Source organism: Micromonospora sp. SD19 (assembly GCF_054462275.1).
This window is the reverse complement of the sequence record NZ_JBTLMN010000002.1, coordinates 286,514-308,980: the sequence shown is the minus strand read 5'-3', so window position 1 is coordinate 308,980 and position 22,467 is coordinate 286,514. Positions and strand designations below refer to the sequence as shown.

Genomic DNA, 22,467 nt, shown 5'->3' with positions numbered 1-22,467 from the left:
AGCCGGCACGACGAAACGCCGTCAACAGATCGAGGGGGCGGGCCATGGCGACCCTGTCCGATGTGGCCCGCCGGGCGGGCGTCTCACCCGCCACCGCTTCCCGCGTCATCAACGGCAGCAGCAAACCGGTCACCGACGAGCTTCGCGAGCGGGTGCTCGCCGCCGTCGCCGAGTTGCAGTACGTGCCCAACGCGCACGCCCAACTGCTGGCCCGCTCGCACCGCAGCGCGGTCGGGGTGATCGTGCACGACGTCTCCGACCCGTACTTCGCGGAGATCACCCGAGGGCTGCAACGGGTCGCCACCGACCAGGGCCGGCTGCTGATGATCTGCAACAGCTACCGGGACCCGGACCGCGAGTTGGAGTACGTGGAGTTGCTGCGCGGCCACCAGGTGGCGGCGCTGATCCTGGCCGGCTCGGGCTACCACGACGAGGCGTTCACCCGGCAGCTCAACGAGAAGCTCGCCGCGTACGAGGCCACCGGCGGGCGGGTGGCGGTGATCGGCCGGCACGAGCACTCCGGCGACGCGGTGATGCCGGACAACCGGGCCGGCGGCTACCTGGCCGGGCGGGAGCTGTGCGGCCTGGGGCACCGGGCGATCGGCGTGATCGCCGGCCCGCGCATCCTGACCACCACGACCGACCGGCTGGCCGGTCTGCGGCAGGCGCTCACCGAGCAGGGCCGTGAGCTGCCCGAACGACGCATCCGTTACGCGGAGTTCGACCGCGACGGTGGTGCCGAGGCCACCGCCCGACTGCTCGACGCCGACCCGGAGTTGACCGCGATCGTGGCGCTCAACGACTCGATGGCGATCGGCGCGCTCGCCACCCTGCGCACCACCGGGTTGGCGGTGCCGCAGCAGGTGTCAGTGCTGGGTTTCGACGACATGCCCATCGCCCGGGACGTGACCCCCGCGTTGACCACCGTGCGACTACCCTTGGTCCATATGGGAGTGCGGGCGATGTCCCTGGTGCTCGGCCCCGGGGCCGCGGCGCCCCGGGTCGAGGTGCTCCCCGCCGAGCTGATCCGCCGCGACACCGCCGGCCCCGTCCCCCGTTCCACCCGCGCCACCGCGGGCTCCGCGCCACGGGCCCGGCGGGGGGACACCACGTCGTGACCGCCGTCAGCCCGACCCAACAGTCCCTCACCAGCGCCGATGTGGCATACCTGGTCGGCGCGTCGTTCGGGCCGGGCGCCGGGGTCCGCGACGCTGGTCCGCTGACCGGGGGTGGGTACGCGACGGTCTGGTGGGCGCTGCTCGACGACGGCCGTCGGGTGGTGCTGAAGCTGGCTCCGTCGGCCGAGACGCCGCAGCTGCGCTACGAGCGCGGGCTCTGCGCCGCCGAGGATCGATACTTCCGGCTCGTCGCCGAGCGGGCGCCGCAGGTGCCCGTGCCCGCGGTGCTGTGGCACGGCACCGACCCGGCGTACGGCGAGTGGTTGGTCACCGAGTTGCTGCCCGGCCGGTCGCTGTTCGACCTGGCCGAGGCCGGTGGCGCGGTCGACGACGGCCCGGCGCGCTACGACCTGGGGGTGGCTCTCGCCGCGTTGCACCAGGTGACCGGTGACCGGTTCGGTTACGACGGCGGCCGGGCCGCCGGCGCGACCTGGCGGGCGGCGTTCACGGCGATGCTCGACGAACTGCTGGCCGACGCGGCCGACTGGGACGTCCAACTGCCGGTGACACCGCAGCGCCTGCACGAACTACTGGGGCGGCACGCCGACGTGCTGGACGAGGTGCGCCGCCCGGCGCTGCTGCACTTCGACTGCTGGGACGGCAACGTGTTGGCGGCACCCGACGGTGATGGCCGGTTGCGGCTCTGTGGCCTGGTCGACGGCGAGCGGTTCCTCTACGGCGACCCCCTGCTGGACCTGGTCTCGCCGCGGCTCTTCCAACGCGTCGAGGACGACCCGGAGCACCCGCTGCTGCGCGGTTACCAGGCCGCCGCACCGCGGCCGCTGGTGCTGGACGCGTCGGCCCGCCGCCGGCTCGCCTTCTACCGGTTGCACCTGTACCTGCTGATGACCGTGGAGATGCCCAGCCGTGGGATGACCGCGCAGAGCCATCCCGGGCGGTACGCGCAGCTGGCCGCCCTGCTCGACGAGGAGATCGCCGCCCTCGCCTCGGGCTGACGGCCGTCGCGGGCGGCGTCCGACGCGTGGTCGGACGCCACCCGCCGCCGGTCAGGGCAGGTCGATCGGGCGGAGCACCCGGTCCACGGAGTGCGCGATCTGCCGGTTGCCCTTGTTGACGTCGAAGGTGACGACGCGCGCGTCACGGTCGTTGGTGTCGGCGTCGACCAGCCGCACCTGGCGGAAGAAGTACAGGTAGGTACGGACGTCGACCTCCACCGTGGAGCCGAGCGCGGTGGTCAGGTCCGTGCCGTCGGCCCGGACCGCGGTCTTGCGATCGATGGTGGCGCCCGGCACCACGTGGTAGAGCAGCACCGACTCAACGGTGTCGATGCCGAGCCCGGCGACGGCGGTGAAGGCCGCGCTCTCACTCGGCAGCTTCTTGGCCTGCGTGATCTCGCGGACCAGCTGCTGGAAGGCCGCGTCGGTGGGGATGAACGCGGTCAGCGCCACGGTGCCGTCGGTGAGCACCTTGACCGGCGAGTTCGGCTTGGCTTCCAGCACGGCCAGCACGGCCGCGGTGAGCACGTCGAAGTCCCGCGAGTTGCGGTCGAACCCGCCCTTGTCCTTGGTGAGCACCTGGGCGAGGGACGTGGTGCCGAGCGGCTTGGGCTTGCCGGTGGCCTGAGCCGCCGGCACAGCGACGGCGGTGGTGGCCAGCGCGGTGGCCATGGCGCCCACCGCCATCCGGGCGGCGAGTCGTGCGATCTTCATCAGCGGGCCTTTCGTCGAAGCGGCCGGATCCGTGACGTCTCGTCACGATGAATGCTTCGCACCGGGTGTGCCGCCCGGATGCACCAGCGGATAACTGTTTGTCCGGGGCTCGCCCGCGGCTTAACCTCCCCCGGTGCTGATTCGGGAGTTCGTCGACCAGGACTGGTCGCAGGTGTGGCCCATCATCGAGGAGGTGATCCGGGCACAGGAGACCTTCCCCTACGACCCGACGATGACCGCCGACCAGTCGTACGGCATGTGGGTTGAGGCGGCACCGGGCCGGACCGCCGTGGCGGTCGACGGCCAACGGGTGCTCGGCACCGCGAAGATGGGCACCAACCGACCCGGGCCGGGTGCGCACGTCGCCACCGCAAGTTTCATGGTCGCCGCCGAGAACCGGGGCCGGGGCGTGGGCACCGCGCTGTGCCGCGAGGCTCTGACCTGGGCCCGCCAACAGGGGTACGCCGGCATGCAGTTCAACGCCGTGGTGCAGACGAACCGGTCGGCGGTGGAGTTGTACCAGCGCGAGGGCTTCGCGGTGGTCGGCACCGTGCCGGGCGCGTTCCGACACCCCACCCTCGGCCGGGTCGGCCTGCACGTGATGTACCAGGAGTTCTGACCGCGCCGACCTGCTCGCTCGGCAGGCCACGTGACGCCTTCGGCGTCGGCGCTCGGCGCGTTCTGAGCGGTGCCCGTGGTCGGCGCGTTGTCAGCGGTCCCGGTGGCCGGCGCCGTCGGAGCGGTGCTGGTGGTCGCCGCCTTTGGAGCTGATGTCGCAAACGAATCGGCTGCTGGCCGGCTGCCCGAGTCGTCTCCACCGTCGGGTCCGCTCCCCTGGCCGGGCCGCCGCCACCGCCCGGACCATTGCCACCGCCCGGACCATCGCCACCGGTCGGACCACCACCGGCCGCACCGGCGCCATCGCCACCGGCCGGAGCACCACCGGCCGCACCGGCGCCATCGCCACCGGCCGGACCGTCTCCACCGGACCACCGCCAACGCCCGGACCGTCCCCAACGGCCGCACCGTCGCCACCGGCCGGACCACCACCGGCCGCACCGGCGCCATCGCCACCGGCAGCACCGTCGCCACCGTGTGAATCGTTTACGGCATCAGCTCCATAGCGTCTCAACCACCAACGGTGCCTCCGGCCGGTGCCGGGTGCAGTCCGGGTTGTCCAGCGGCTGCCTCCCCACCGGCGCGACGGATCGGGGTGAAGAGGCCGCCGACCGCTACCAGCAGACATCCCGCGCCCGCCGCGAGCGTGACCGCCGGAGCACCGTAGCGGCCAGCGGCCCAGGTCAGCACGACGGCACCGGCCGGGCCGAGGGCGTAGTGGGTGCTCCAGAACGCGGAGGTGACCCGACCGAGCAGATGGTCGGGGGTGATCTCCTGGCGCAGCGACATCGAACAGATCCCGCCGATGCTGAGGCAGCACAGGTACACCGCTGTGAGCGCGGTGACCGCCGGCACGGTCGTGGCGATGCCGACGCCCGCCACCGCGAACCCGCAGATCGTGTGCGCGCCGATCCAGGTGGCACCGAAGCCACGACGGCGACGCAACGGGGCCACCAGCAGCGCACCGGCGACCGTGCCCAGCGCCGCCAGGCCGAGCACCGTGCCGACGGTGCCCTCGGAGCCGCCAAGGTCGTGCGTGACGTGGTAGATCAGCACGTCGACGAAGCCGTAGGTGAGGAAGATGAAGACCGACAACAGGACGGTCAACGCCCGCAGCACGGGCTGTCGCCACAGGAACCGCGCCCCGGCCAGGAACTCGGCCAGCGGGCGCTGCCGGGCCACCGCCTCGTCCACCTGCACCGGGCGCAGTCGGATCAGCCACATTCCGGCCGCCGAGAGCGCGAAGCTCGCCGCGTTGACGGCGATGGCGGTCGGCGGACCGAAGCGGGCCGCCACCACCCCGGCGAGCAGCGGGCCGAGGACCGCCGCCGCCGCGTACGTCGCCTGCAACCGGCCGTTGGCCTCGGTGATCCGGTCGCGGTCGACCAGGTTGCGGACCGCTGTCACCGCGGCGACCTGGAACACCATGCCGGCCGCCTCGCAGATCGGCAGCACCACGAAGAGCAGCCACACCTGCGGGCCGGCGAGCCACGCCAGGGGGACCAGTGCGTAGAGCACCAACCGGGTCAGGTCCGCCGCGATCATCAGGGTGCGACGGTCGTACCGGTCGACCAGCACCCCGCCGAAGATCCCGGCGACGACGGACGCCGCGCCCGCGACGGCGGTGAGCAGGCCCATCTGCGCCACCGACCCGGTCGCCTGGAGCACCAGCAGCGGCACCGCCAGGTAGGCGAACGAGTCGCCGGCCGCCGAGAGCGACTGCGCGATCCAGTACGTGCCGAAGGTCCGGTCCCGCCAGAGCGGAGCCCGACCAGCGGTGGCAGATCGGCTCATCACGCCAAGGGTAGTGAAGGCGGCCGTCCGACACTGCCCGTGGCGGGCGTCACATCGCGGCGATGTCACGGATCAACCAGCGGCACGCATCTCGTGGTCGTCAATCCGATCAGAGAGGCGAAACAATGAGCACATCGCAACGGCAGGTCCCGGCGGGCACGCACCGCGTTCTGATCCTGGGCGCGGGCTACGCGGGCATGGCCGCGGCGACCCAGCTCGCGGCACGGACCAGGCGGGCCGACGTGCAGGTACGCGTTGGGCAGCGTGACCGACACGGCGGCGGTGCCGGGCGTCGAGGAGCACGCGTACACCCTGGACAGCCCGAGCGGCGCGACCACCCTGGCGGACCGGCTGACCCGGCTCGGCACCGGCAGGGTCGTCGTCGTCGGCAGCGGGTTGACCGGCGTCGAGGCCGCCGCGGAGATCGCCGAACGGCACCCGGGGCTCGGGGTCACGCTGGCGGGTCGGCAGGATCCCGGGGCGAGCATGAGCCCGAAGGTCCGGGCGTACCTGCGGGCCGCGCTGACCCGCCTGGGCGTCCAGGTCGTCACCGGAACGGCGGTCAGCAGGGTCCGACCCGACGGGGTCGAGCTGGCCGGCGCGGAGGCCCTCGCGGCCGACGTCGTGCTCTGGACCGGGGGTACCCGGGTGGCGCCGCTGGCGGCCGCCGCCGGGCTGACCGTCGACGATCGCGGTCGCGTCGTCACCGACCCCACGTTGCGGTCGGTGTCGCACCCCGAGGTGTACGCGGTCGGCGACGCCGCCGCGGTCCGGCAGGGCTACGGGGTGCTGCACGGCACCTGTCAGAGCGGGATGCCGACCGGTGTGCACGCGGCGGTGTCGATCGCCCGCACGCTGCGCGGCAGGCAACCCAGGCCCTCCTCCGGTGCGTTCTGGCCGCGCGGCGGGCGCTTCACCCGCCTGCGGGACGCCCGGTGACGCGCCCGCCGGACGCCGACGAGCAGATGTTCCACCGCCATCGCAACCTCCTGTTCTCGGTGGCCTACCGGATCCTCGGCAGCGCGGCCGATGCTGAGGACGCGGTGCAGGACGCCTGGATCAGATGGTCCTCGGCGGACCGCGCCCAGGTCGCCGACCCGAAGGCGTACCTCGCTCGGATCGTGTCGAACCTGGCGGTGCAGCGCCTGCGTTCGGCCCGGCAGCAACGCGAAACCTACGTGGGGCCGTGGTTGCCCGAGCCCGTCCTGAGCGACGGGGACGCCGTCACCGACGCCGAGTCCGTGTCGATGGCGATGCTGGTGGTGCTGGAGACGCTCAGCCCGCTCGAACGCGCCGTGTTCGTCTTGCGGGAGGTCTTCGACTTCAGCCACGCGGAGATCGCGGCGGCGGTGGAACGCTCCGAGGCCGCGGTCCGCCAGACCGCTCACCGTGCTCGCGAACATGTGCGAGGCCAGCGGCCACGCTTCACCGCGGACCGGTCCCAGCAGCGCGGGGTCACCGAGCGGCTCCTCGCCGCCGCGACCGGTGGCGACCTCAACACCCTGCTGGAGCTGCTCTCCCCCGACGTGACGCTGTGGACCGACGGTGGCGGGAAGGTCCGCCAGGCCCTGCGTCCGATCCGGGGCGCGGAGACGGTCGCCGGTTGGTTCGCGGCAATCGGCACCGTCACCTACCAGGGCGTTCAGCCGCACGACATGCGCGCTGTCCTGGTCGAGATCAACGGGGCGCCGGGGCTGGTGTTCAGCGGTGTCGGCCGGGTGGTCGCCACCGTCTGCTTCGACCTCGACGCCGACGGCCGGATCACCACCATCCACACCGTCGCCAACCCTGACAAGCTGCACGCCGTCGCCGATGGCACCACCCACCACCTCGCGACCCGGTGAGCCGACCGCCTCGCCGTCAGCCGGTGCTGGTGAGGTCGGTCGTCGCCGCGAGCTCCGTGACCACGTCCAGGAACCGGTGCAGCGCCGGGGCGGTGTTGCCCGCCAACCACACCATCTCGGTGTGCGCGTACGCGCCGGTCAGCGGGACGAACACCACGCCGGTGCGGCGCAGACTCGCCGCCGAGCAGGCGAGCCGGGTGACGCCGAGTCCGGCGGCGACCAGGCCGAGCAGGCTCTGCACGCCGGCCTCCTCCTGAACGACGGTCGGCTCGAAGCCCGCTTCCCGGAACTGGTCCTGGTAGGCGCGGTGCCAGGGTTCCCAGGAGCTGCGCGGCGTCATGACCCACTGTTCGTTCGCCAGGTCGGCGAGCGTCAACTCGGCCCGCCCGGCGAGCGGGTGGCCCTCGGGCAGCACCGCGCAGACCGGTTCGGTGGTCAGTCTCCTCGACTCCAGGCCGGGAACGAGCGGGGTCCGGGTGAAGGCCACGTCGTACTGCCCGCCGAGGACGCCCTGGACCAGGGGCGCGATGCTGGTGGACTCGGTGGCCAGGTGCAGGTCGGGGAGGTGGTGGCGGACCGCCCGGACCACCGGGGGCAGCAGGTGGTTGGCGACGGTGGTCAGGAAGGCGAGCCGGAGGGTGCCGACCTCACCCCGCAGGGCCCGCCCCACGACGGTGACTGCCTGCTCGGCGCGGTCCGTCACGGCGCGCGCCTCGGGAACGAACAGGGCGCCGATGTCGGTCAGGGTGGTGCCACGGCTGTCACGGTCGAACAGCTTCGCCCCGAGGACGCGTTCCAGGGCGGTGATCTGCTGCGACAGCGACTGCTGGGCGATCATCAGGCGGGCGGCGGCCCTGGTGAAACTCAGCTCCTCCGCGAGGACCAGGAAATACCGCAGTTGGCGCAGCTCGGGCGTGGCCACAGGAACAGACTGTAGCCACGTCAGGAAGAGCGTGTTGGCCGTCCGCGCAGACCACCGCGCACGATCGGTGGGCAGGGCTGAACCGCGACACCGTACGCCAGTACGGCGGGCCGGTATCGCCATCCGGGAACACCCCACACAAGGAAGTCGATCATGGCTGAAACACGCGTCACCACACCGTTCAACGCCCGGTCCACCGCCACCGACGTCGTGGCCGGTGTCGACCTGACCGGGCAGCGCGCCATCGTCACCGGCGCCTCCTCGGGCATCGGCGTGGAGACCGCCCGGGCGCTCGCCATGGCCGGCGCCGAGGTGACCCTGGCGGTACGGGACGTGCGGGCCGGAGAACGGGCCGCTCGGGAGATCGACACCGGGGCCGTGGACCGGCTGGTCCGGGTCGCGTCGTTGGACCTGTCCGACCAACGGTCGGTCGCCGCTTTCATCGCCGCCTGGGACGGGCCCCTGCACATGCTGGTCAACAACGCCGGGGTGTCGGCGACCCCCGAGATGCGGACCGCGGAGGGTTGGGAGTTGCAGTTCGCCACGAACCACCTCGGCCATTTCGCACTCGCCACAGGGCTGCACCGGGCACTCGCCAGCGCCGGTCGGGCCCGCGTGGTGTCACTGAGCTCCATCGCCCACGTTCAGGCCCCGATGGTCTTCGAGGACGTCAACTTCCGGGAACGCCCCTACGACCGTCTCCTCGCCTACGGTGAGTCGAAGACCGCCACCGCGCTGTTCGCTGTCGAGGCGAACCGGCGCTGGGCCGACGACGGCATCGCCGTCAACGCGGCCAACCCGGGCGCCGTCGCCACGAACCTGGGGCGGCACCTCACCGAGGAGGACTACGCGAGCCTTCCGGCGTACGACTTCAAGACCCCGCAGCAGGGCGCGGCGACCTCTGTGCTGCTTGCCGCGGGGCCGCATCTGGCGGGCATCGGCGGCCGGTATTTCGAGGACTGCGAGCAGGCGGTACGCCACAGCCCGGAGACGCCGCTACGAGGCGTGGCCGACCACGCGACCGATCCGGTGGCGGCGGTCCGACTGTGGCAGCTCTCGCTGGACCTGCTCGCCGGCGCACGGCTGGCCTGAATGCCCGGATACGGCCGCGGGATCCCCCGCGGCCGTATCCGGATCAGCGAACGCTCAGCCCTTGCGCAGCGGGGCGAGCGCCGCGCTCCAGGCGACAACCTGGTCGAGGGTGGTGTTCAGCGCGTCCTGCTGGAACGGGCCGGGCTTGAAGACGCTGAAGTTCTCGAAGTCGGTGAAGAGCGACAGCGCGACCTGCGAGCGCACGTCGGCCATCTGCAGCTCGCCGGAGATCAGACGCAGGTGCTCCACGGCGCGCGCGCCGCCGACCGAGCCGTAGCTGACGAAGCCGACGGCCTTGTTGTTCCACTCGGCGTAGAGGAAGTCGATGGCGTTCTTCAGGGCACCCGAGGTCGAGTGGTTGTACTCGGGGGTGACGATGATGAACCCGTCAAACGACGCGATCGTCTCGGCCCACCGCTTGGTGTGCGGCTGGCTGTACTGGCCCATTGAGGGCGGGTACGCCTCGTCGAGGTGCGGCAGCTGGTAGTCGAGCAGGTCGATCAGCTCGTACTCCGCGTCGGAGCGCTGCTTGGCGATCTCGAGCACCCAGCGGGCGACGGCCTCGCCGTTACGCCCCGGGCGGGTGCTGCCGAGGATGATCCCGATCCTGGTCATGTGTGGTGCCTTTCAGAGGTGCGTGCCGGACGACGGGAACGCTAACCGGTGCTTGATTGGTCAAGCAAATATGTGCCCTATGGGCGTGGTCACACGGAGGGTAAGCATTTGCTCAGTCAAACAAGTATGATATGAGGATGCCCGATCCCTCAGCAGCGACTCCGCAACCCCTCAGCCCGGACGAGGAAGCCCTGGTCCGCGCCTTGGGCCAGGTGATGCACGTGCTGCCCCGCGTGATCGACGCCGACATGGTCGGTGACCGTCAGCTACCACTCACCGAGTACACCGCGCTGATGAACCTCTCCGAGACGCCGGAGCGGCGGATGCGGATGAACGAGCTCGCAGCGCTCTGCCACCTCTCGCTCAGCGGCATGACCCGCACGATCATCCGGCTGGAGACGCAGGGGCTGGTCCGGCGGGAACGGTGCGAGGAGGACGCGCGCGGCTGGAACGCCGTCCTCACCGACGCCGGCTTCGCCCGCCTGACGGAGTCCTGGCCCAGCCACCTGGCCGCCGTACGCCGCCGGTTCCTGCAGCACTTCGAAGGCTTCGACCTCACCCAACTGGCCCTCGCGTTCCAGCGCGCCGGCACCGCGGAGCCGACCGACTGAGCCGGCGGCGGCCCGGTCGGTCACTCACCCGGCTCAGCCGGACAGCCGGCCCTGCGCCACCAGCGCCCAGGCCAGCAACCCGAAGGCGCCGGTCGACGCGACGGCCCGGACCACGTTGCCGCGTACCCAGGTGAGCTCGAAACGCGACCGCAGGGCGGCGAGGTCGGTGCCGTCGTCGACGTCGCCGGCGCGGGCCAGCACGTTGTTGAGCGGCACGTTGACCACGGCGGTGACGCCGAGCACCACCAGGTACAGCAGCAGTGCGGCGGCGACCCACGGCAACACCGTCCGACGCCCGGCACCGAGCTGCAGCGCCGCCGCCAGCAGCGTGAACAGCAGCGCGCCGCCGAAGCACACCGCGAACCATCCGTTGAGGATCGACTCGTTGATCCGCCGCATGGCGAGCACCAACGTCCGGTCGTCGGTACGCGCCAGACCCGGCATGACCGCGTACGCGAAGGCGGCGAACAACCCGGCGGTCAGGCCGGTGGTCACTGTGGCGGCGAACAGGCTGGCGGTGCTCAGGACTCCCATCCGCCTATTGCACCCGCTGACGGCAACAATGATCAACCGCGATTCGCGGTCACCGGGCCGGCGCGTGGGCGGCCAGCGGGTTGGTGAGCGTGCCGACGAACTGGAGTGCCGCCGACGGATCGGCCAGGTTGATCATCTGCTGGTTGTCGCGCAACTGCAGCCGGTTGAGGCAGGACAGCGTGAACTCCGGCGCGAACAGGTCGTAGTGGCGGACCCGCTCGGCCAGGTGTGGCACCCGGTCGAAGTAGTCGGCGGCGCAGGCCGCGACCGTACGCCAGAAGTCGTCCTCGGCGAGCACACCTGCCTCGACCAGGACCGCGTTGAGGTGCCGCAGGAAGCAGTCCACCACGTCGGTGAAGATGCTGAGCAGCTTGGTGTCGTCGGGCACCTCGACGCGGATCCGCTCCACCGCCGCCGGCAGCTCGACGTCGGAACTCATCACCGCGATCTCCTCGGCGATGTCCTTGAAGATCACCCGCTGGACCGTGTCCTGCTCGTCGAGGACCAGGATGACGTTCTCGCCGTGCGGCATGAAGGCCAGGTCGTACGCGTAGAAGCTGTGCAGCAGCGGGGTCAGGTAGGCGTCCAGGTAGCGGCGCAGCCACACCTCGGGTGCCAGGCCGGACCGGGCGATCAGTGCCGCCGCGAGTGCCCGGCCCTCGTCGTCGACGTGCAGCAGCGCGGCCATGGTGGACAGTCGCTCCCCCGGCGCCAGGTCGGGCACCGGGCTCTCCCGCCACAGGGCGGCCAACATCTTGCGGTACGGGGAGGTGCGGTCGGTCGCCGCCTCGTACTGGCGGTGCCGGTAACCCACCGCGGCCCGCTCCCGGATGACGGTCAGCCCGGTGCCGGTCAGCACCTCGTCGCCGGCGATCAGGTCGGCCAGCCAGTCGTTGATCGCCGGGGTGGCCGCCATGTACGCCGCCGACAGCCCCCGCATGAAGCCCATGTTCAGCACCGACAGGGCGGTCTTGACGTAGTGCCGGCCCGGCTCGCTGACGTTGAAGAAGGTGCGGATGGACTGCTGGGCGAGGTACACGTCCGGCCCGGGGCCGAGGTGCACCAGCCGACGCTCGGCAAGCTCACCGGCGAAGGTGACGGCCAGCTTGTTCCACCACTGCCACGGGTGCGCCGGGATCAGGTGGTAGTCGGCGAGGTCCAGCCCGAGATCGGTCATCGTGGCCGCGAACCGGGCCCGGGTCCCGGCGTCCAGCTCGCCCTCGATGAGCGTGTCGTAGTCGAGGTCGGCGGCGCTACTGAACGTCGAGTGGTCCCGGTGCGCGGCCAGCCACTCCAACCGCACCGGAGCGGCGGCCTCCGGCGCGTACCGGTGGTACTCGTCGACGCCGAAGCCGAGCCGACCGTTGTTCGCCACGAAGCAGGGGTGGCCCTCGGTCATCGAGGTCTCGATGGTCTGGAAGTCCGCCTCGGCCAGCTCGGCGGCGCTCGGCGCGGCCTGGGTCAGCTTGTACGCGGTACCGGCCAGGGTGGAGGTGATCTCCTCCAGGTAGACCGGGAGCACCCGCGCGGAGAGCCCGAGGGTGTCGCGCAGTTCGACGATCAGGTCCACCGCGTCCGGTGCCAGCGACGTGCCGTCGCGGTGCCGGGTGATGCTGTCCGCGTCGATCTGCCAGTGGGACAGGGCGAGTACCCGCGCCGCGAACCGGTAGCTGACAGTGCCGTCGTCGCTGTGGATCTCGTACCACTGCCGGTCGTCGGGGCCGGCCACGGCCTGCGGGGTGAGCAGCCGCTCGTGGGTGAACTCGGCGAGCGCCTTGCGGACCAGCAGCCGGTTGGCCCGGGCCCACCGCTGCGGGGTGAGGTGCCCGACCGGGTCGCCGGAGGCGGGGTACGCGGTGGCGACGGGCGGGTGGCTGGGGGCGGCGGTGGTGGTCACGCCGGGGCTCCTTCGGTTCGGGTGGCGGCGGCGGGGTCGACGGCGGCACGGTCGGCGGCGGCCTGGAACTGGGCTCGGGTGCAGACGCTGAGCAGCGCGTCCTTCTCCGGCTTGGCGATCGGGCCGACGACGGTGAACCCGACGGCGGCGTTCAGCGCGTGCACGGCCGTGTTGCGCACGTCCGGCTCGACCACCACCCGTCGGGTCGTCGGATCGTCGAAGAGCCATGCCATCACGGTGCCGATCACCGCCCGGGTGAAGCCGTGCACGGGTGTGCCGACCGGCGCGCAGAGGAAGTGCATGCCCACGTCACCGGGCTGGTGATCGTAGAGGCCGACAAGTTCGACGTGGGCCGGGTCGTAGCGCTCCGCGAGGAAGGCCGGGCTCCCCCGCCACAGCCCGAGGTACGCGTCGTGGTGCGGGTGCCCGGCGATCCGCCGGTACTCCTCGGCCACCTGGGCCTCGTCGGCGTCCTGCATCAGCCAGAACGCCGCCTTCGGGTGGGTCACCCAGCCGTGCAGCAGCGCCGCGTCGGCGTCCGGGTCGAGCGGCCGCAGCGCGAACTCGCCGAGCCGCTCGTCGACGCGGGTGAAGGCGGTGGTCACGACGACACCCCGAACTCCTGGAAGGTGATGCTCTTCTCGATCGGGTAGTGCTCCCGGCCGAGCAGCTCGGAGATGATCCAGGAGTTGCGGTAGGCGCCCATGCCCAGGTCCGGTGAGGTGATGCTGTGCGTGTGGGTGCCCGCGTTCTGCAGGAAGATGCCCCGTCCGCTGTGGTCGATGCTGTAGTTGCGGGCCACGTCGAAGCGGCCGTGCGCGTCCCAGCGGATCCGGTCGCGCACCGGCGCGAGGAACTCCGGCACCCGGTAGTGGTAGCCGGTGGCCAGGACGAGGCCCTCGGTACGCAGCGTGAAGTCGCGCTCCTGCTCCACCTGACGCAACCCCAGCGTGTACCCACCGTCCTGGTGCTCGGCGCTGACCAGCTCGGTGTTGGTGAGCAGGCGGGTGTTCACCGGTCCGTCGACGCTGAGCGCGTAGAGCAGGTCGAAGATGTCGTTGATCAGGTCGGCGTTGATCCCCTTGAACAGGCCCTTCTGCGCGGACTCCAGCCGGTAGCGGGTCGCCTCGGGCAGCGCGTGGAAGTAGTCCACGTAGTCCGGTGAGGTCATCTCCAGCGTCAGCTTGGTGTATTCGAGCGGGAAGAACCGCGGTGAGCGGGTCACCCAGTTGAGCTGGTAGCCGTACCGGTCGATGTCACCGAGCAGGTCGTGGTAGATCTCGGCGGCGCTCTGCCCGCTGCCCACCACGGTGATGCTGCGCTTGGTGCGCAGCGCCGCGCGGTGCTCCAGGTAGTGGGAGTTGTGCACGGCGTCGCCGGGCAGTCCGGCGACGGCCGGCGGCAGGTGCGGCGGGGTGCCGGTGCCGAGCACCAGATGCCGGGCCCGGTATTCGACGGTCTCCCCCGTGCCGGTGGCGGCCCGCACCACGTACCGCTCGTCGGTGCTGTCGTACTCCACTGTGGTCACGGTCTGACCGAAACGCAGGTTCGGCAGTTTCGCCGCCGCCCACCGGCAGTACGCGTCGTACTCGCTGCGCAACGGGTAGAAGCTCTCCCGGATGTAGAACGGGTAGAGCCGGCCGATCTCCTTCAGATAGTTGAGGAAGGAGAAGGGCGACGTCGGGTCGGCGAGGCTGACCAGGTCGGCGATGAACGGGGTCTGCAACCGGGCCGACTCCAGCAGCATGCCGGGGTGCCAGGCGAGGCTCGGCCGGGCCTCCAGAAACACTCCGTCGAGTTCGCCGATCGGCGCGGTGAGGCAGGCCAGGCCCAGGTTGTACGGGCCCAACCCGATGGCGACGAAGTCGTGGGTGGACATCGGGGTCTCCAGGCGCGGGTTCGTGGTCACCGGCGTCAGCCGACGGGGCAGGTCAGGTCGGCGGTGACGTGGTCGTGCACGTACCGCCCGGCGTGGGTGGCGAGCAGGTCGAGCACGTACCCGACGTCGTCGACAGTGGTTTCCGGGTTGAGCAGTGTGAACTTCAGGAAGTGCCGGCCGTCGACCCGGGTCCCGGCGACCACGGCGAGACCGGACGCGGCGAGGGCCTCCCGGGCGTGCAGGTTCGCGGCGTCGGCCAGGTCCCGGCCGGGGCCGGTGGGCAGGTAGCGGAACACCACGGTGCTCAGCTCGGAGCGCGTCACCACCTCGAAGCGTGGGTCCTCGCTGACCAGTTGCCAGGCGTCGGCGGCCCGGTCGACGACCTCGTCGAAGAGCGTGCCGAGCGCGTCCGGGCCCATCACCCGCAGGGTGAGCCAGAGCTTCAGCGCGTCGAAGCGGCGGGTGGTCTGCAGGCTCTTGTCGACCTGGTTGGGGATGCGCTGCTCCACCATCCGGGCCGGGTTGAGGTAGTCGGCGTGGTAGGTGACGTGCCGCAGCGTCCGCCGGTCGCGGACCAGCAGGGCGCTGGAGCTGACCGGCTGGAAGAACGACTTGTGGAAGTCGACGGTCACCGAGTCGGCCCGCTCGATGCCGTCGAGCAGGTGCCGGCGCGTCGGCGAGACGAGCAGACCGCAGCCGTACGCGGCGTCCACGTGCAGCCAGACGCCGGCCGCCGCGCAGATCTCGGCTAGCTCGGTGAGCGGGTCGATCGAACCGAAGTCGGTGGTGCCGGCGGTGCCGACGACCGCCATCACCACCAGCCCCGCCTGCCGGCACCGGGCGATCTCCGCGCGGACGGCGGCCGGCCGGATCCGTCGCCGGGCGTCGGTGGGTACCGCGATCACCGCGTCCGGGGCGAGGCCGAGCAGCTTGGCCGACTTCTGCACGCTGAAGTGACCGGCGGCGGAGGTGAGCACGCGCAGCCGGGGAAGCAGCTCGGCGCGTGCCGACGGGCCGACGGCGCCGACGCACGCCTCCTCGCGGGCCAGCAGCAGCGCCTGCAGGTTGGACTGACTGCCGCCGCTGGTGAAGATGCCGTCGGCGTGCGGGCCGAGGCCGATCCGTTCGGCGGTCCAGTCGATCAGCCGGCGCTCGATGAGGGTGGCCCCGGCGCTCTGGTCCCAGGTGTCCAGGGAGGAGTTCACGGCGGTGAGCACCGCCTCACCGAGCAGCGCCGGGATGGCCACCGGGCAGTTGAGGTGGGCCAGGTAGCGGGGGTGGTGGAACCAGACGGCGTCGCGCAGGTAGACGTTCTCCAGCTCGTCGAGCGCGGCGCCCGCGTCGCCCAGTGGACGGTCCAGGTCGACCCGGTCGACCAGGGGGGCCAGCTCGGTCGGCGTGATTCCGGTGCCGGGGCGGTCCACTGTCGCCACCCGGCGGGCGACCCGGTCGACGCCGTCGGCGATTGTCCGGCGGTACTGCTCGACCGAGCCGCCGTGCAGCAGCTGGGCCCGCGCGGTGGTCGATGCCGACGGCGGCGGCGTGGTGGTCTCGACGGGGTACGTCGGCACGGTCACGGGATGTCCTTCCACGTTCTCGACGAGGGCAGCCGGAACCCACCCCAGGCGCGGCGGTGCGCCTCGGGTAGGTGCGGTGTTCGTCAGCTGACCTTCTTCGCGTTCCGGATGGCGGTGGCGAGGTTCTCCAGCAGCGGCGCGGAGCCGGCGTACGAGAAGCGGGGCACCGCGTCCCAGGCGCTCACCTGGTTGGCCTTCACCGCCGGCAGTTGCTGCCAGGTCGGCTTGGCGGTGAGGTCCTTGGCCTGCAGCGCGGTGCTGCGGTTGTCCAGCAGGATCAGGTCGGCGGGGAACTTGCCGGCGCTCTCCCAGCTCAGCGCCTCGAAGTAGTCGCCGGCTTCGAGCTTGGTGGGCACCACGATGTCGACGCCCAGCTCGGCGAAGTACATCAGGTCGGTGCTCACCTTGGGGTTGGAGACGTAGAACAGGTCGGGGCTGCCCGAGCAGGCCATGACCTTGATGCCGGGGTTGGCCTTGACGGCCTGCCGGACCGCCTCGGCGGCGGCGTCGAAGCGGGCCTTCGCGTCGGTGACCTTCTTGGCGGACAGGTCCGCGCCGAGCGATTCGGCAAGTGCCGCGTACCGCTCGATGGGCTTGGTCATCGGCACCCGGGCGGTGGTGACCGCCACGCTGGGCGCCAGCGGGAGGATCTTGTCCTTGCTCTCGTCCGGCACGTACCAGAGCGCGTCCGGGTCGTACATGTGGGTGACCAGCAGTTCGGGGCGCAGCGCCGCGTACTTCTCCAGGCTGAACTCGCCCCACACGTTGCCGAGGATCTCGACGCCCTCGACGTTCAGGTCGCCGGCCTGTGGGTCGGCCGTGCCGTCGGCACGCTTGGTCTCACCGAACACGCCGACGAGCTGCTTGTCGAGACCGAAATCGATCAGTGCGGCCGCCACGCCGGTGAAGGCCACCACGCGGGTCGGGCGGGCCGGCGCCTCGACCTTCCTGCCCCGGTCGTCGGTGAACGACCAGGGGCCGCCTCCGTTGCCGGTAGCGGGCTTGGGGGCGTCACCGGTGCCGCAGGCGGCGAGCAGGGTGGCGAGCGTGGCGGCGCCACCGGCGGCCAGGAGACCACGGCGGGAGAGACGGCGGGCGGACAGGGCATCGGGCATGGTGGTGTCTTTCGATCAGGGGTTGGCCGGGCTCGACCAGGGCAGCGGGGTTAGGTTAGCCTAACCTCGGTCATTGTCAACAGCGGTTCGCCGTTTCGCCACCACCCCGGAGCCCACACTGGACGCCACACCCACCGCCACCCGGCCGACACGTTCCGTGTCGACCCGGGGCGCTGTCGCACCCCCGAGCCGGCGTGGTCGCCGAGCGGCCCGCGCCGGCGGACTGGTCGCCGCCGTGGCCCTGCTCGCGGTGATCGTGGTGCTCAGCATCGCGGTCGGCGCGAAGGCCATGCCGCTCGCCGACGCCTGGTCCGGGTTGCTGCACCGCGACGCCGCCGAGTACGCGGTGGTGCACCGGATGCGCCTCCCCCGCACCCTGCTCGGGCTGCTGGCCGGTGCCGCCCTCGGTGTGGCGGGCGCGATCATGCAGGCCCTCACCCGCAACCCGCTCGCCGACCCCGGGCTGCTCGGCATCAACGCCGGTGCCTCCGCGGCCGTCGCCACCGCCGCCGCGTTCCTGGGCGTCACCGCCGTCGGCGGGTACGTCTGGTTCGCGCTGCTCGGCGCGGCGACGGTGACCGCGCTCGTCTACGCCGTCGGCGGCGGACGGGGCGCCACCCCGGCCCGGCTGGCGCTGGCCGGGGCGGCGCTCAACGCCACCCTCTACTCCTACGTGAGCGCGGTGATGCTGCTGGACACCGCGTCGCTGGAGCGGCTGCGCTTCTGGACGGTCGGTTCGCTGGCCAGCGCGGACCCGGCGACCGTCACCCGGGTGCTGCCGTTCATAGTGATCGGGCTGCTGGTCGCGCTCGGTGCCGCCCGCCCGCTGAACGCGCTCGCGCTCGGCGACGACGCGGCGCGCGCCCTCGGCGCTCGACCCGCGCTCATCCGCGCCGCCGTGATCGTCGCGGTCACCCTGCTCTGCGGCGCCGCGACCGCCGCGTGCGGCCCCATCGTCTTCGTCGGGCTGCTGGTGCCGCACCTGGTCCGCGCCCTGACCGGCCCGGACCTACGCTGGCTGCTGCCGTACTGCGCGGTGCTCGCGCCCGCGCTGCTGCTGGGCGCCGACGTGCTCGGCCGCGTACTGGGTCGACCGGGAGAACTCCAGGTCGGCATAGTGACCGCCGTGCTGGGCGGTCCGCTCTTCCTGTGGCTGGTCACCCGCCGACGGGTGGCCCAACCATGAGCGTCATCCGTACCCCTGGGGGGTTGTCGGTGCGGTTCCGGCCCCGCGCGTTGGGCGTCGGTGCCGGTGCGGCGTTGCTCGCGGCCGGGTTCGGCCTGGTGGCCCTGGGCAGCGGCGACTACCCGATGGGGCCGGCGGACGTGCTGCGCACGCTGACCGGCGGCGGCACCGTGGCGGAACAGTTCATCGTGTACGACCTGCGCCTGCCCCGGCTGGTCACCGCCCTGTTGGTCGGTGCGGCGCTGGCGCTGGCCGGCACGGTGTTCCAGTCCCTGGTCCGCAACCCGCTGGGCAGCCCGGACATCCTGGGCTTCACCCAGGGCGCGTCGACCGGCGCGCTGGTGGTGGTCGTCCTGGGCGGCAGCAGCCTGGCGTTGGCCGGCGCGGCGGTTGCCGGTGGGCTCGGCACCGGCCTGCTGATCTACGCGCTGGCCTGGCGGCGCGGAGTGCACGGCTACCGGCTCATCCTGGTCGGCATCGGGGTGGCCGCGATCCTGACCGGCGTCAACGGCTACCTGCTGACCCGGGCGCCCCTGATGGACGCCGCCCGCGCGGTGCTCTGGCTCACCGGCAGTCTGGACGGGCGGGGCTGGGCCAACGCCGGGCCGCTGCTCGCCGTCCTGGTCGTGCTGGCGCCGCTGGTGCTCGTCGGCTGCGCCCCGGCGCTGCGGATGATGGAGCTGGGCGACGACGCGGCCAGCGCGCTGGGCGTGCCGGTACGCCGACTGCGCCTGGCGCTGCTCGCCGCCGCCGTGCTGCTGGTCTCGTTCGCGGCGGCCGCCGCCGGGCCGGTGTCCTTCGTGGCGCTGGTCGCCCCGCACGTGGCGAAACGGCTGACCCGGGCACCGGGCCCGAACCTGGTCCCGTCGATGACCGTCGGCGCGGCGCTGCTGGCCGGCGCCGACCTGTTGGCCCAACGCGCGTTCGACGGGCACCAGCTGCCGGTCGGCGTGGTGACCGGCGTCATCGGCGGCGGTTACCTGGTCTGGCTGCTGGCCGTGGAACGCCGGGCGGGCCGGCTGTGAAGACCCGCGACACCCTCGAAGGAGCACCCATGCGACCCGGCGATTCCCGGCTCGGCGGCACCGCGCTGACCCTCGCCTACGACCAGCGCACCATCGCCGAGAACCTGACCGTGGCGGTGCCCGACAGCTCCTTCACGGTGATCATCGGCCCGAACGCGTGCGGCAAGTCGACGCTGCTTCGCGCACTGTCGCGGATGCTGCGTCCCAGCGCTGGTGCGGTGCTGCTGGACGGCCGCAACATCCACGACCTGCCGGCCCGCACCGTGGCTCGGACGCTCGGTCTGCTGCCGCAGTCGTCGATCGCGCCGGACGGCATCAGCGTCGCCGAGTTGGTCGCCCGGGGCCGTTACCCCCACCAGGGGCTGCTGCGGCAGTGGTCACGCGAGGACGAACGGGTGGTCGAGGAGTCGATGGCCGCGACCGGTGTCGACGACCTCGCCGACCGGGCGGTGGACGAGCTGTCCGGCGGGCAGCGGCAGCGGGTGTGGATCGCCATGGCGCTGGCGCAGCAGACGCCGCTGCTGCTGCTCGACGAGCCGACCACGTACCTCGACATCGCCCACCAGATCGAGATCCTGGACCTCTGCGCCCGGCTGCACGAGGAGCAGGGACGCACCCTGGTCGCGGTGCTGCACGACCTGAACCACGCCGCCCGCTACGCCACCCACCTGATCGCGATGCGCGACGGGCGGGTGGTGGCCGCCGGGGAGCCGTCGTCGGTGGTCACCGCCGACCTGGTGGCGGAGGTGTTCGGTCTGCCCTGTCGGGTCATCGACGACCCGGAGACGGGCACCCCGCTGGTCGTCCCGGCGGCCCGACGCCGGGCCACCACCCTGGCCCCGGAGCCGGCGTGAGCACAGAACGTTTCCGCGACCCGTGGGGGGTGCCGCACCTGCGGGCCGACGACCCGCTCGCCCTGGCGGCGGCGCAGGGTCGGGTGACCGCGTACGACCGGGCCTGGCAGATCGAGGTGGAACGGCACCGGGCCCGGGGCACCAGCGCGGCGTTCCTCGGCCCGGACGCGCTCGGTTGGGACCGGTTCGTCCGGCAGGTCCGGCTCGACGACACCGCCCGCCGCTGCCACGCGGCTCTGGACAAGGCGACCGCCGAGTGGGTGGGCGCCTACGTGGACGGCGTCAACGCCGCTCTCGCCGCCGGGGCTGCCCGGTCGCCGGAGTTCGCCGCCACCGGGCTTCGCCCCGGCCGGTGGGAGCCGTGGACACCGCTCGCGGTGTGGCTGGGCCACCACATCCTGTTCGCCGGGTTCCCGGGCAAGCTCTGGCGCGAGCACGTCGCGCAGCGGCTCGGGCCGGACTGGGTCGACCTGTTCGCCACCGACGGTCCGGCCGTCGCCGGCAGCAACGGGTGGCTGCTCGCCGCCGAGCGCACCGGCACCGGGGCCGCGCTGCTCGCCGGTGACCCGCACCGGTTCCTTGAGGATCCCGGTGTCTACCAGCAGATCCGGTTGGCCTGCCCGGAGTACGACGTCATCGGGCTGGCGGTGCCGGGCGTGCCGGGCATCGCCCACTTCGGGCACACCGGCGAGGTGGCCTGGGCGATCACCAACGCGATGGCCGACTACCAGGACGTGTACGCGGAGCGGCTGCGCCGCGACGGCCTGCGGGTGCAGGCGCTCGGCCCGGACGGCTGGCGTCCGGCGCACCGGCACGTCGAGACGATCGAGGTGGCCGGGGCCGACCCGGTCGAGGTCGAGGTGGTGGAGACCGATCGTGGTCCGGTGATCGCCGGTGGGCCCGACGACGAGACGGCGCTCAGCCTGCGCTACCCGCCCCGGGTCCGGGGTGACAGCGGTTTCGCGACGCTGCCGGAGCTGCTGCGCGCCCGCACGGTGGCCGACGTGGATCACGCGCTGCGGCACTGGGTGGAGCCGGTCAACGTGGTGCAGGCGGCGGACACCGCCGGAGGGCTGCTGCACCGGGTCGCCGGGGCGGTGCCGGTACGGCACCCGGAGAACGGCCGGCGGGTGGTCCCCGGGTGGGACGCCGCGCACGCCTGGCAGGGCTGGCACGCGCCGATGCCCCGCGCCGAGGTGGCCGGTCGGGCGGTGATGGCCAACGAGCGCGGGTTGGCGGCGCCGCTCGGGGTGGAGTTCGCCGCACCGCACCGGGCGCACCGCATCACCGAACTGCTCGACGCCCGGGCGACGTGGACGGCCGACGAGATGGCCGCTGTGCACACCGACACGTACCTGGGCGCGGCCGGGCCGCTGCTGGCCGTCCTCGCCGAGTCGACGGGGCTCGGCCCGGCCGCCGCCGCGCTGCGCGACCGGCTGCTGTCCTGGGATCGCCGGATGGCCGCCGACAGCACGGACGCGGCCGCCTACGCCATCCTGCGAGCGGCTGTCGTCCGCCGGCTCGCCGCCCACCCGGCGCTGGCCGCGCTGGCCGAGCCGCCCGCGTACCCCGAGGTGTTCGCGCCCTGGCTGGCGCTGACGCCGCGGGTCGGTTACGCGCTGGAGCATCTGCTCGGCGCGACCCCGCCGCCCGGTGTGGACATCGGCGCGCTGGTGAGCGCGGCGGCCGAGGAGGCCGGCGACGCGGCCGCCGGGCAGGTGCCCTGGGGTGACCTGCACCGGTTGGCGCTGTGGCGGGCGCTGCCCGGCGCGGACGCCGGGTCCGGTCCCCGGCTCGACGGTGACCACGACTGCGTGCTGGCCACCTCCAGCGTGCCCGGGGTCACCCACTGGTGCCTGCGGGGGCCGGCGGCGCGCTTCGTCTGGGACCTGGCCCGCCGCAGCGACAGCCGGTGGGTGGTCCCGCTGGGCGCGTGCGGGGTGCCCGGCGACCCGCACCACGACGACCAGAGCCGCGCCTGGCTGGCCGGGGAGCTGCTGCCGGTCGTCACCGACTGGGAGCAGCTGACGCAGGAGCGGGACTGACGGCACCGGCC

The 22,467-nt window shown here is 72.5% G+C and carries 22 protein-coding genes; 11 read left to right on the top strand and 11 right to left on the bottom strand.

Annotated elements, in window-relative coordinates:
• The first annotated feature begins 44 nt into the window (after positions 1–44).
• A complete protein-coding gene (locus ACX27O_RS08595) occupies positions 45–1,118 on the top strand; it encodes a LacI family DNA-binding transcriptional regulator (protein ID WP_030327371.1) in 1,074 nt (357 codons plus the stop codon).
• A complete protein-coding gene (locus ACX27O_RS08590; RefSeq protein ID WP_458939198.1) occupies positions 1,115–2,134 on the top strand; it encodes a phosphotransferase family protein in 1,020 nt (339 codons plus the stop codon). The genes ACX27O_RS08595 and ACX27O_RS08590 overlap by 4 nt, the downstream gene beginning before the upstream one ends.
• 51 nt (positions 2,135–2,185) lie before the next feature.
• Here ACX27O_RS08590 and ACX27O_RS08585 read toward each other — a convergent pair whose 3' ends face one another.
• Positions 2,186–2,848 (bottom strand): fasciclin domain-containing protein, encoded by a 663-nt coding sequence (locus ACX27O_RS08585; RefSeq protein WP_030327368.1) that lies wholly within the window; start codon positions 2,846–2,848, stop codon positions 2,186–2,188.
• A 133-nt stretch (positions 2,849–2,981) separates the two neighbouring features.
• On the opposite strand from ACX27O_RS08585, the gene ACX27O_RS08580 reads away from it, so the two are divergent.
• The gene (locus tag ACX27O_RS08580) at positions 2,982–3,467 is read left to right on the top strand and encodes a GNAT family N-acetyltransferase (protein ID WP_458939197.1); all 486 of its coding nucleotides are present in this window, start codon (positions 2,982–2,984) and stop codon (positions 3,465–3,467) included.
• A 90-nt stretch (positions 3,468–3,557) separates the two neighbouring features.
• Here ACX27O_RS08580 and ACX27O_RS08575 read toward each other — a convergent pair whose 3' ends face one another.
• Both ACX27O_RS08575 and ACX27O_RS08570 read right to left on the bottom strand, forming a co-directional pair.
• The gene (locus ACX27O_RS08575; RefSeq protein ID WP_458939196.1) at positions 3,558–3,833 is read right to left on the bottom strand and encodes a hypothetical protein; all 276 of its coding nucleotides are present in this window, start codon (positions 3,831–3,833) and stop codon (positions 3,558–3,560) included.
• A 143-nt stretch (positions 3,834–3,976) separates the two neighbouring features.
• Positions 3,977–5,260, bottom strand: coding sequence for an MFS transporter (locus tag ACX27O_RS08570; RefSeq protein ID WP_030327365.1), 1,284 nt, complete (start codon positions 5,258–5,260; stop codon positions 3,977–3,979).
• Positions 5,261–5,524: 264 nt separating this feature from the next.
• On the opposite strand from ACX27O_RS08570, the gene ACX27O_RS08565 reads away from it, so the two are divergent.
• Together ACX27O_RS08565 and ACX27O_RS08560 are read left to right on the top strand one after the other, a co-directional pair.
• Positions 5,525–6,199: an NAD(P)/FAD-dependent oxidoreductase gene (locus ACX27O_RS08565; RefSeq protein ID WP_458939195.1), complete on the top strand. Its 675-nt coding sequence runs from the start codon at positions 5,525–5,527 to the stop codon at positions 6,197–6,199.
• Positions 6,196–7,104: an RNA polymerase sigma-70 factor gene (locus tag ACX27O_RS08560; protein WP_458939194.1), complete on the top strand. Its 909-nt coding sequence runs from the start codon at positions 6,196–6,198 to the stop codon at positions 7,102–7,104. Before ACX27O_RS08565 ends, ACX27O_RS08560 begins: the two co-directional genes overlap by 4 nt.
• A gap of 16 nt (positions 7,105–7,120) precedes the next feature.
• On the opposite strand, the gene ACX27O_RS08555 is transcribed toward ACX27O_RS08560, so the two are convergent.
• On the bottom strand, positions 7,121–8,026 hold the full coding sequence (locus ACX27O_RS08555) for a LysR family transcriptional regulator (protein WP_030327363.1): 906 nt from the start codon (positions 8,024–8,026) through the stop codon (positions 7,121–7,123).
• A gap of 153 nt (positions 8,027–8,179) precedes the next feature.
• Here ACX27O_RS08555 and ACX27O_RS08550 point away from each other — a divergent pair, with 153 nt between their 5' ends.
• Positions 8,180–9,118 (top strand): SDR family NAD(P)-dependent oxidoreductase, encoded by a 939-nt coding sequence (locus tag ACX27O_RS08550; protein ID WP_458939193.1) that lies wholly within the window; start codon positions 8,180–8,182, stop codon positions 9,116–9,118.
• Between the two features lie 54 nt (positions 9,119–9,172).
• Here the strand turns inward: ACX27O_RS08550 and ACX27O_RS08545 are convergent, their stop codons facing one another.
• Positions 9,173–9,733, bottom strand: a complete 561-nt coding sequence (locus ACX27O_RS08545; RefSeq protein ID WP_030327360.1) for an NADPH-dependent FMN reductase — start codon at positions 9,731–9,733, stop codon at positions 9,173–9,175.
• A 137-nt stretch (positions 9,734–9,870) separates the two neighbouring features.
• On the opposite strand from ACX27O_RS08545, the gene ACX27O_RS08540 reads away from it, so the two are divergent.
• Entirely contained in the window at positions 9,871–10,344 is a 474-nt protein-coding gene (locus ACX27O_RS08540; protein WP_030327358.1) for a MarR family winged helix-turn-helix transcriptional regulator, read from the top strand.
• Between the two features lie 33 nt (positions 10,345–10,377).
• Here ACX27O_RS08540 and ACX27O_RS08535 read toward each other — a convergent pair whose 3' ends face one another.
• The 6 genes from ACX27O_RS08535 to ACX27O_RS08510 all read right to left on the bottom strand — a co-directional run bounded on the left by ACX27O_RS08535 (position 10,378) and on the right by ACX27O_RS08510 (position 17,346).
• A complete protein-coding gene (locus tag ACX27O_RS08535; protein WP_030327356.1) occupies positions 10,378–10,878 on the bottom strand; it encodes an anthrone oxygenase family protein in 501 nt (166 codons plus the stop codon).
• Between the two features lie 49 nt (positions 10,879–10,927).
• Positions 10,928–12,775, bottom strand: coding sequence for an IucA/IucC family protein (locus ACX27O_RS08530; protein ID WP_081883625.1), 1,848 nt, complete (start codon positions 12,773–12,775; stop codon positions 10,928–10,930).
• Entirely contained in the window at positions 12,772–13,380 is a 609-nt protein-coding gene (locus tag ACX27O_RS08525; protein WP_036410436.1) for a GNAT family N-acetyltransferase, read from the bottom strand. Before ACX27O_RS08525 ends, ACX27O_RS08530 begins: the two co-directional genes overlap by 4 nt.
• Positions 13,377–14,654 (bottom strand): lysine N(6)-hydroxylase/L-ornithine N(5)-oxygenase family protein, encoded by a 1,278-nt coding sequence (locus ACX27O_RS08520; protein ID WP_210860591.1) that lies wholly within the window; start codon positions 14,652–14,654, stop codon positions 13,377–13,379. The genes ACX27O_RS08525 and ACX27O_RS08520 overlap by 4 nt, the downstream gene beginning before the upstream one ends.
• Before the next feature lie 35 nt (positions 14,655–14,689).
• A complete protein-coding gene (locus ACX27O_RS08515) occupies positions 14,690–16,231 on the bottom strand; it encodes a pyridoxal phosphate-dependent decarboxylase family protein (RefSeq protein ID WP_387221718.1) in 1,542 nt (513 codons plus the stop codon).
• A gap of 83 nt (positions 16,232–16,314) precedes the next feature.
• Positions 16,315–17,346 carry an ABC transporter substrate-binding protein gene (locus tag ACX27O_RS08510; RefSeq protein ID WP_030327351.1) on the bottom strand — a complete coding sequence of 344 codons (1,032 nt, stop codon included), beginning with the start codon at positions 17,344–17,346 and terminating at the stop codon, positions 16,315–16,317.
• A gap of 73 nt (positions 17,347–17,419) precedes the next feature.
• Here ACX27O_RS08510 and ACX27O_RS08505 point away from each other — a divergent pair, with 73 nt between their 5' ends.
• Genes ACX27O_RS08505 through ACX27O_RS08490 form a run of 4 tightly spaced genes read left to right on the top strand, consistent with a single transcriptional unit; the run spans position 17,420 to position 22,456 of the window.
• The gene (locus ACX27O_RS08505) at positions 17,420–18,532 is read left to right on the top strand and encodes a FecCD family ABC transporter permease (protein ID WP_458939192.1); all 1,113 of its coding nucleotides are present in this window, start codon (positions 17,420–17,422) and stop codon (positions 18,530–18,532) included.
• A complete protein-coding gene (locus ACX27O_RS08500; protein ID WP_030327348.1) occupies positions 18,529–19,557 on the top strand; it encodes a FecCD family ABC transporter permease in 1,029 nt (342 codons plus the stop codon). Before ACX27O_RS08505 ends, ACX27O_RS08500 begins: the two co-directional genes overlap by 4 nt.
• A gap of 29 nt (positions 19,558–19,586) precedes the next feature.
• Positions 19,587–20,411, top strand: coding sequence for an ABC transporter ATP-binding protein (locus ACX27O_RS08495; protein WP_030327346.1), 825 nt, complete (start codon positions 19,587–19,589; stop codon positions 20,409–20,411).
• Entirely contained in the window at positions 20,408–22,456 is a 2,049-nt protein-coding gene (locus tag ACX27O_RS08490; RefSeq protein ID WP_358128206.1) for a penicillin acylase family protein, read from the top strand. Before ACX27O_RS08495 ends, ACX27O_RS08490 begins: the two co-directional genes overlap by 4 nt.
• Positions 22,457–22,467: the final 11 nt, after the last annotated feature.

Excerpts from the sequence above, each read along its gene's own strand:
- ACX27O_RS08550 (WP_458939193.1), top strand. The coding sequence starts at position 8,180 with ATGGCTGAAACACGCGTCACCACACCGTTCAACGCCCGGTCCACCGCC.
- ACX27O_RS08570 (WP_030327365.1), bottom strand. The coding sequence starts at position 5,260 with ATGAGCCGATCTGCCACCGCTGGTCGGGCTCCGCTCTGGCGGGACCGG.
- ACX27O_RS08510 (WP_030327351.1), bottom strand. The coding sequence starts at position 17,346 with ATGCCCGATGCCCTGTCCGCCCGCCGTCTCTCCCGCCGTGGTCTCCTG.
- ACX27O_RS08535 (WP_030327356.1), bottom strand. The coding sequence starts at position 10,878 with ATGGGAGTCCTGAGCACCGCCAGCCTGTTCGCCGCCACAGTGACCACC.
- ACX27O_RS08495 (WP_030327346.1), top strand. The coding sequence starts at position 19,587 with ATGCGACCCGGCGATTCCCGGCTCGGCGGCACCGCGCTGACCCTCGCC.
- ACX27O_RS08545 (WP_030327360.1), bottom strand. The coding sequence starts at position 9,733 with ATGACCAGGATCGGGATCATCCTCGGCAGCACCCGCCCGGGGCGTAAC.
- ACX27O_RS08540 (WP_030327358.1), top strand. The coding sequence starts at position 9,871 with ATGCCCGATCCCTCAGCAGCGACTCCGCAACCCCTCAGCCCGGACGAG.
- ACX27O_RS08500 (WP_030327348.1), top strand. The coding sequence starts at position 18,529 with ATGAGCGTCATCCGTACCCCTGGGGGGTTGTCGGTGCGGTTCCGGCCC.
- ACX27O_RS08520 (WP_210860591.1), bottom strand. The coding sequence starts at position 14,654 with ATGTCCACCCACGACTTCGTCGCCATCGGGTTGGGCCCGTACAACCTG.
- ACX27O_RS08595 (WP_030327371.1), top strand. The coding sequence starts at position 45 with ATGGCGACCCTGTCCGATGTGGCCCGCCGGGCGGGCGTCTCACCCGCC.
- ACX27O_RS08585 (WP_030327368.1), bottom strand. The coding sequence starts at position 2,848 with ATGAAGATCGCACGACTCGCCGCCCGGATGGCGGTGGGCGCCATGGCC.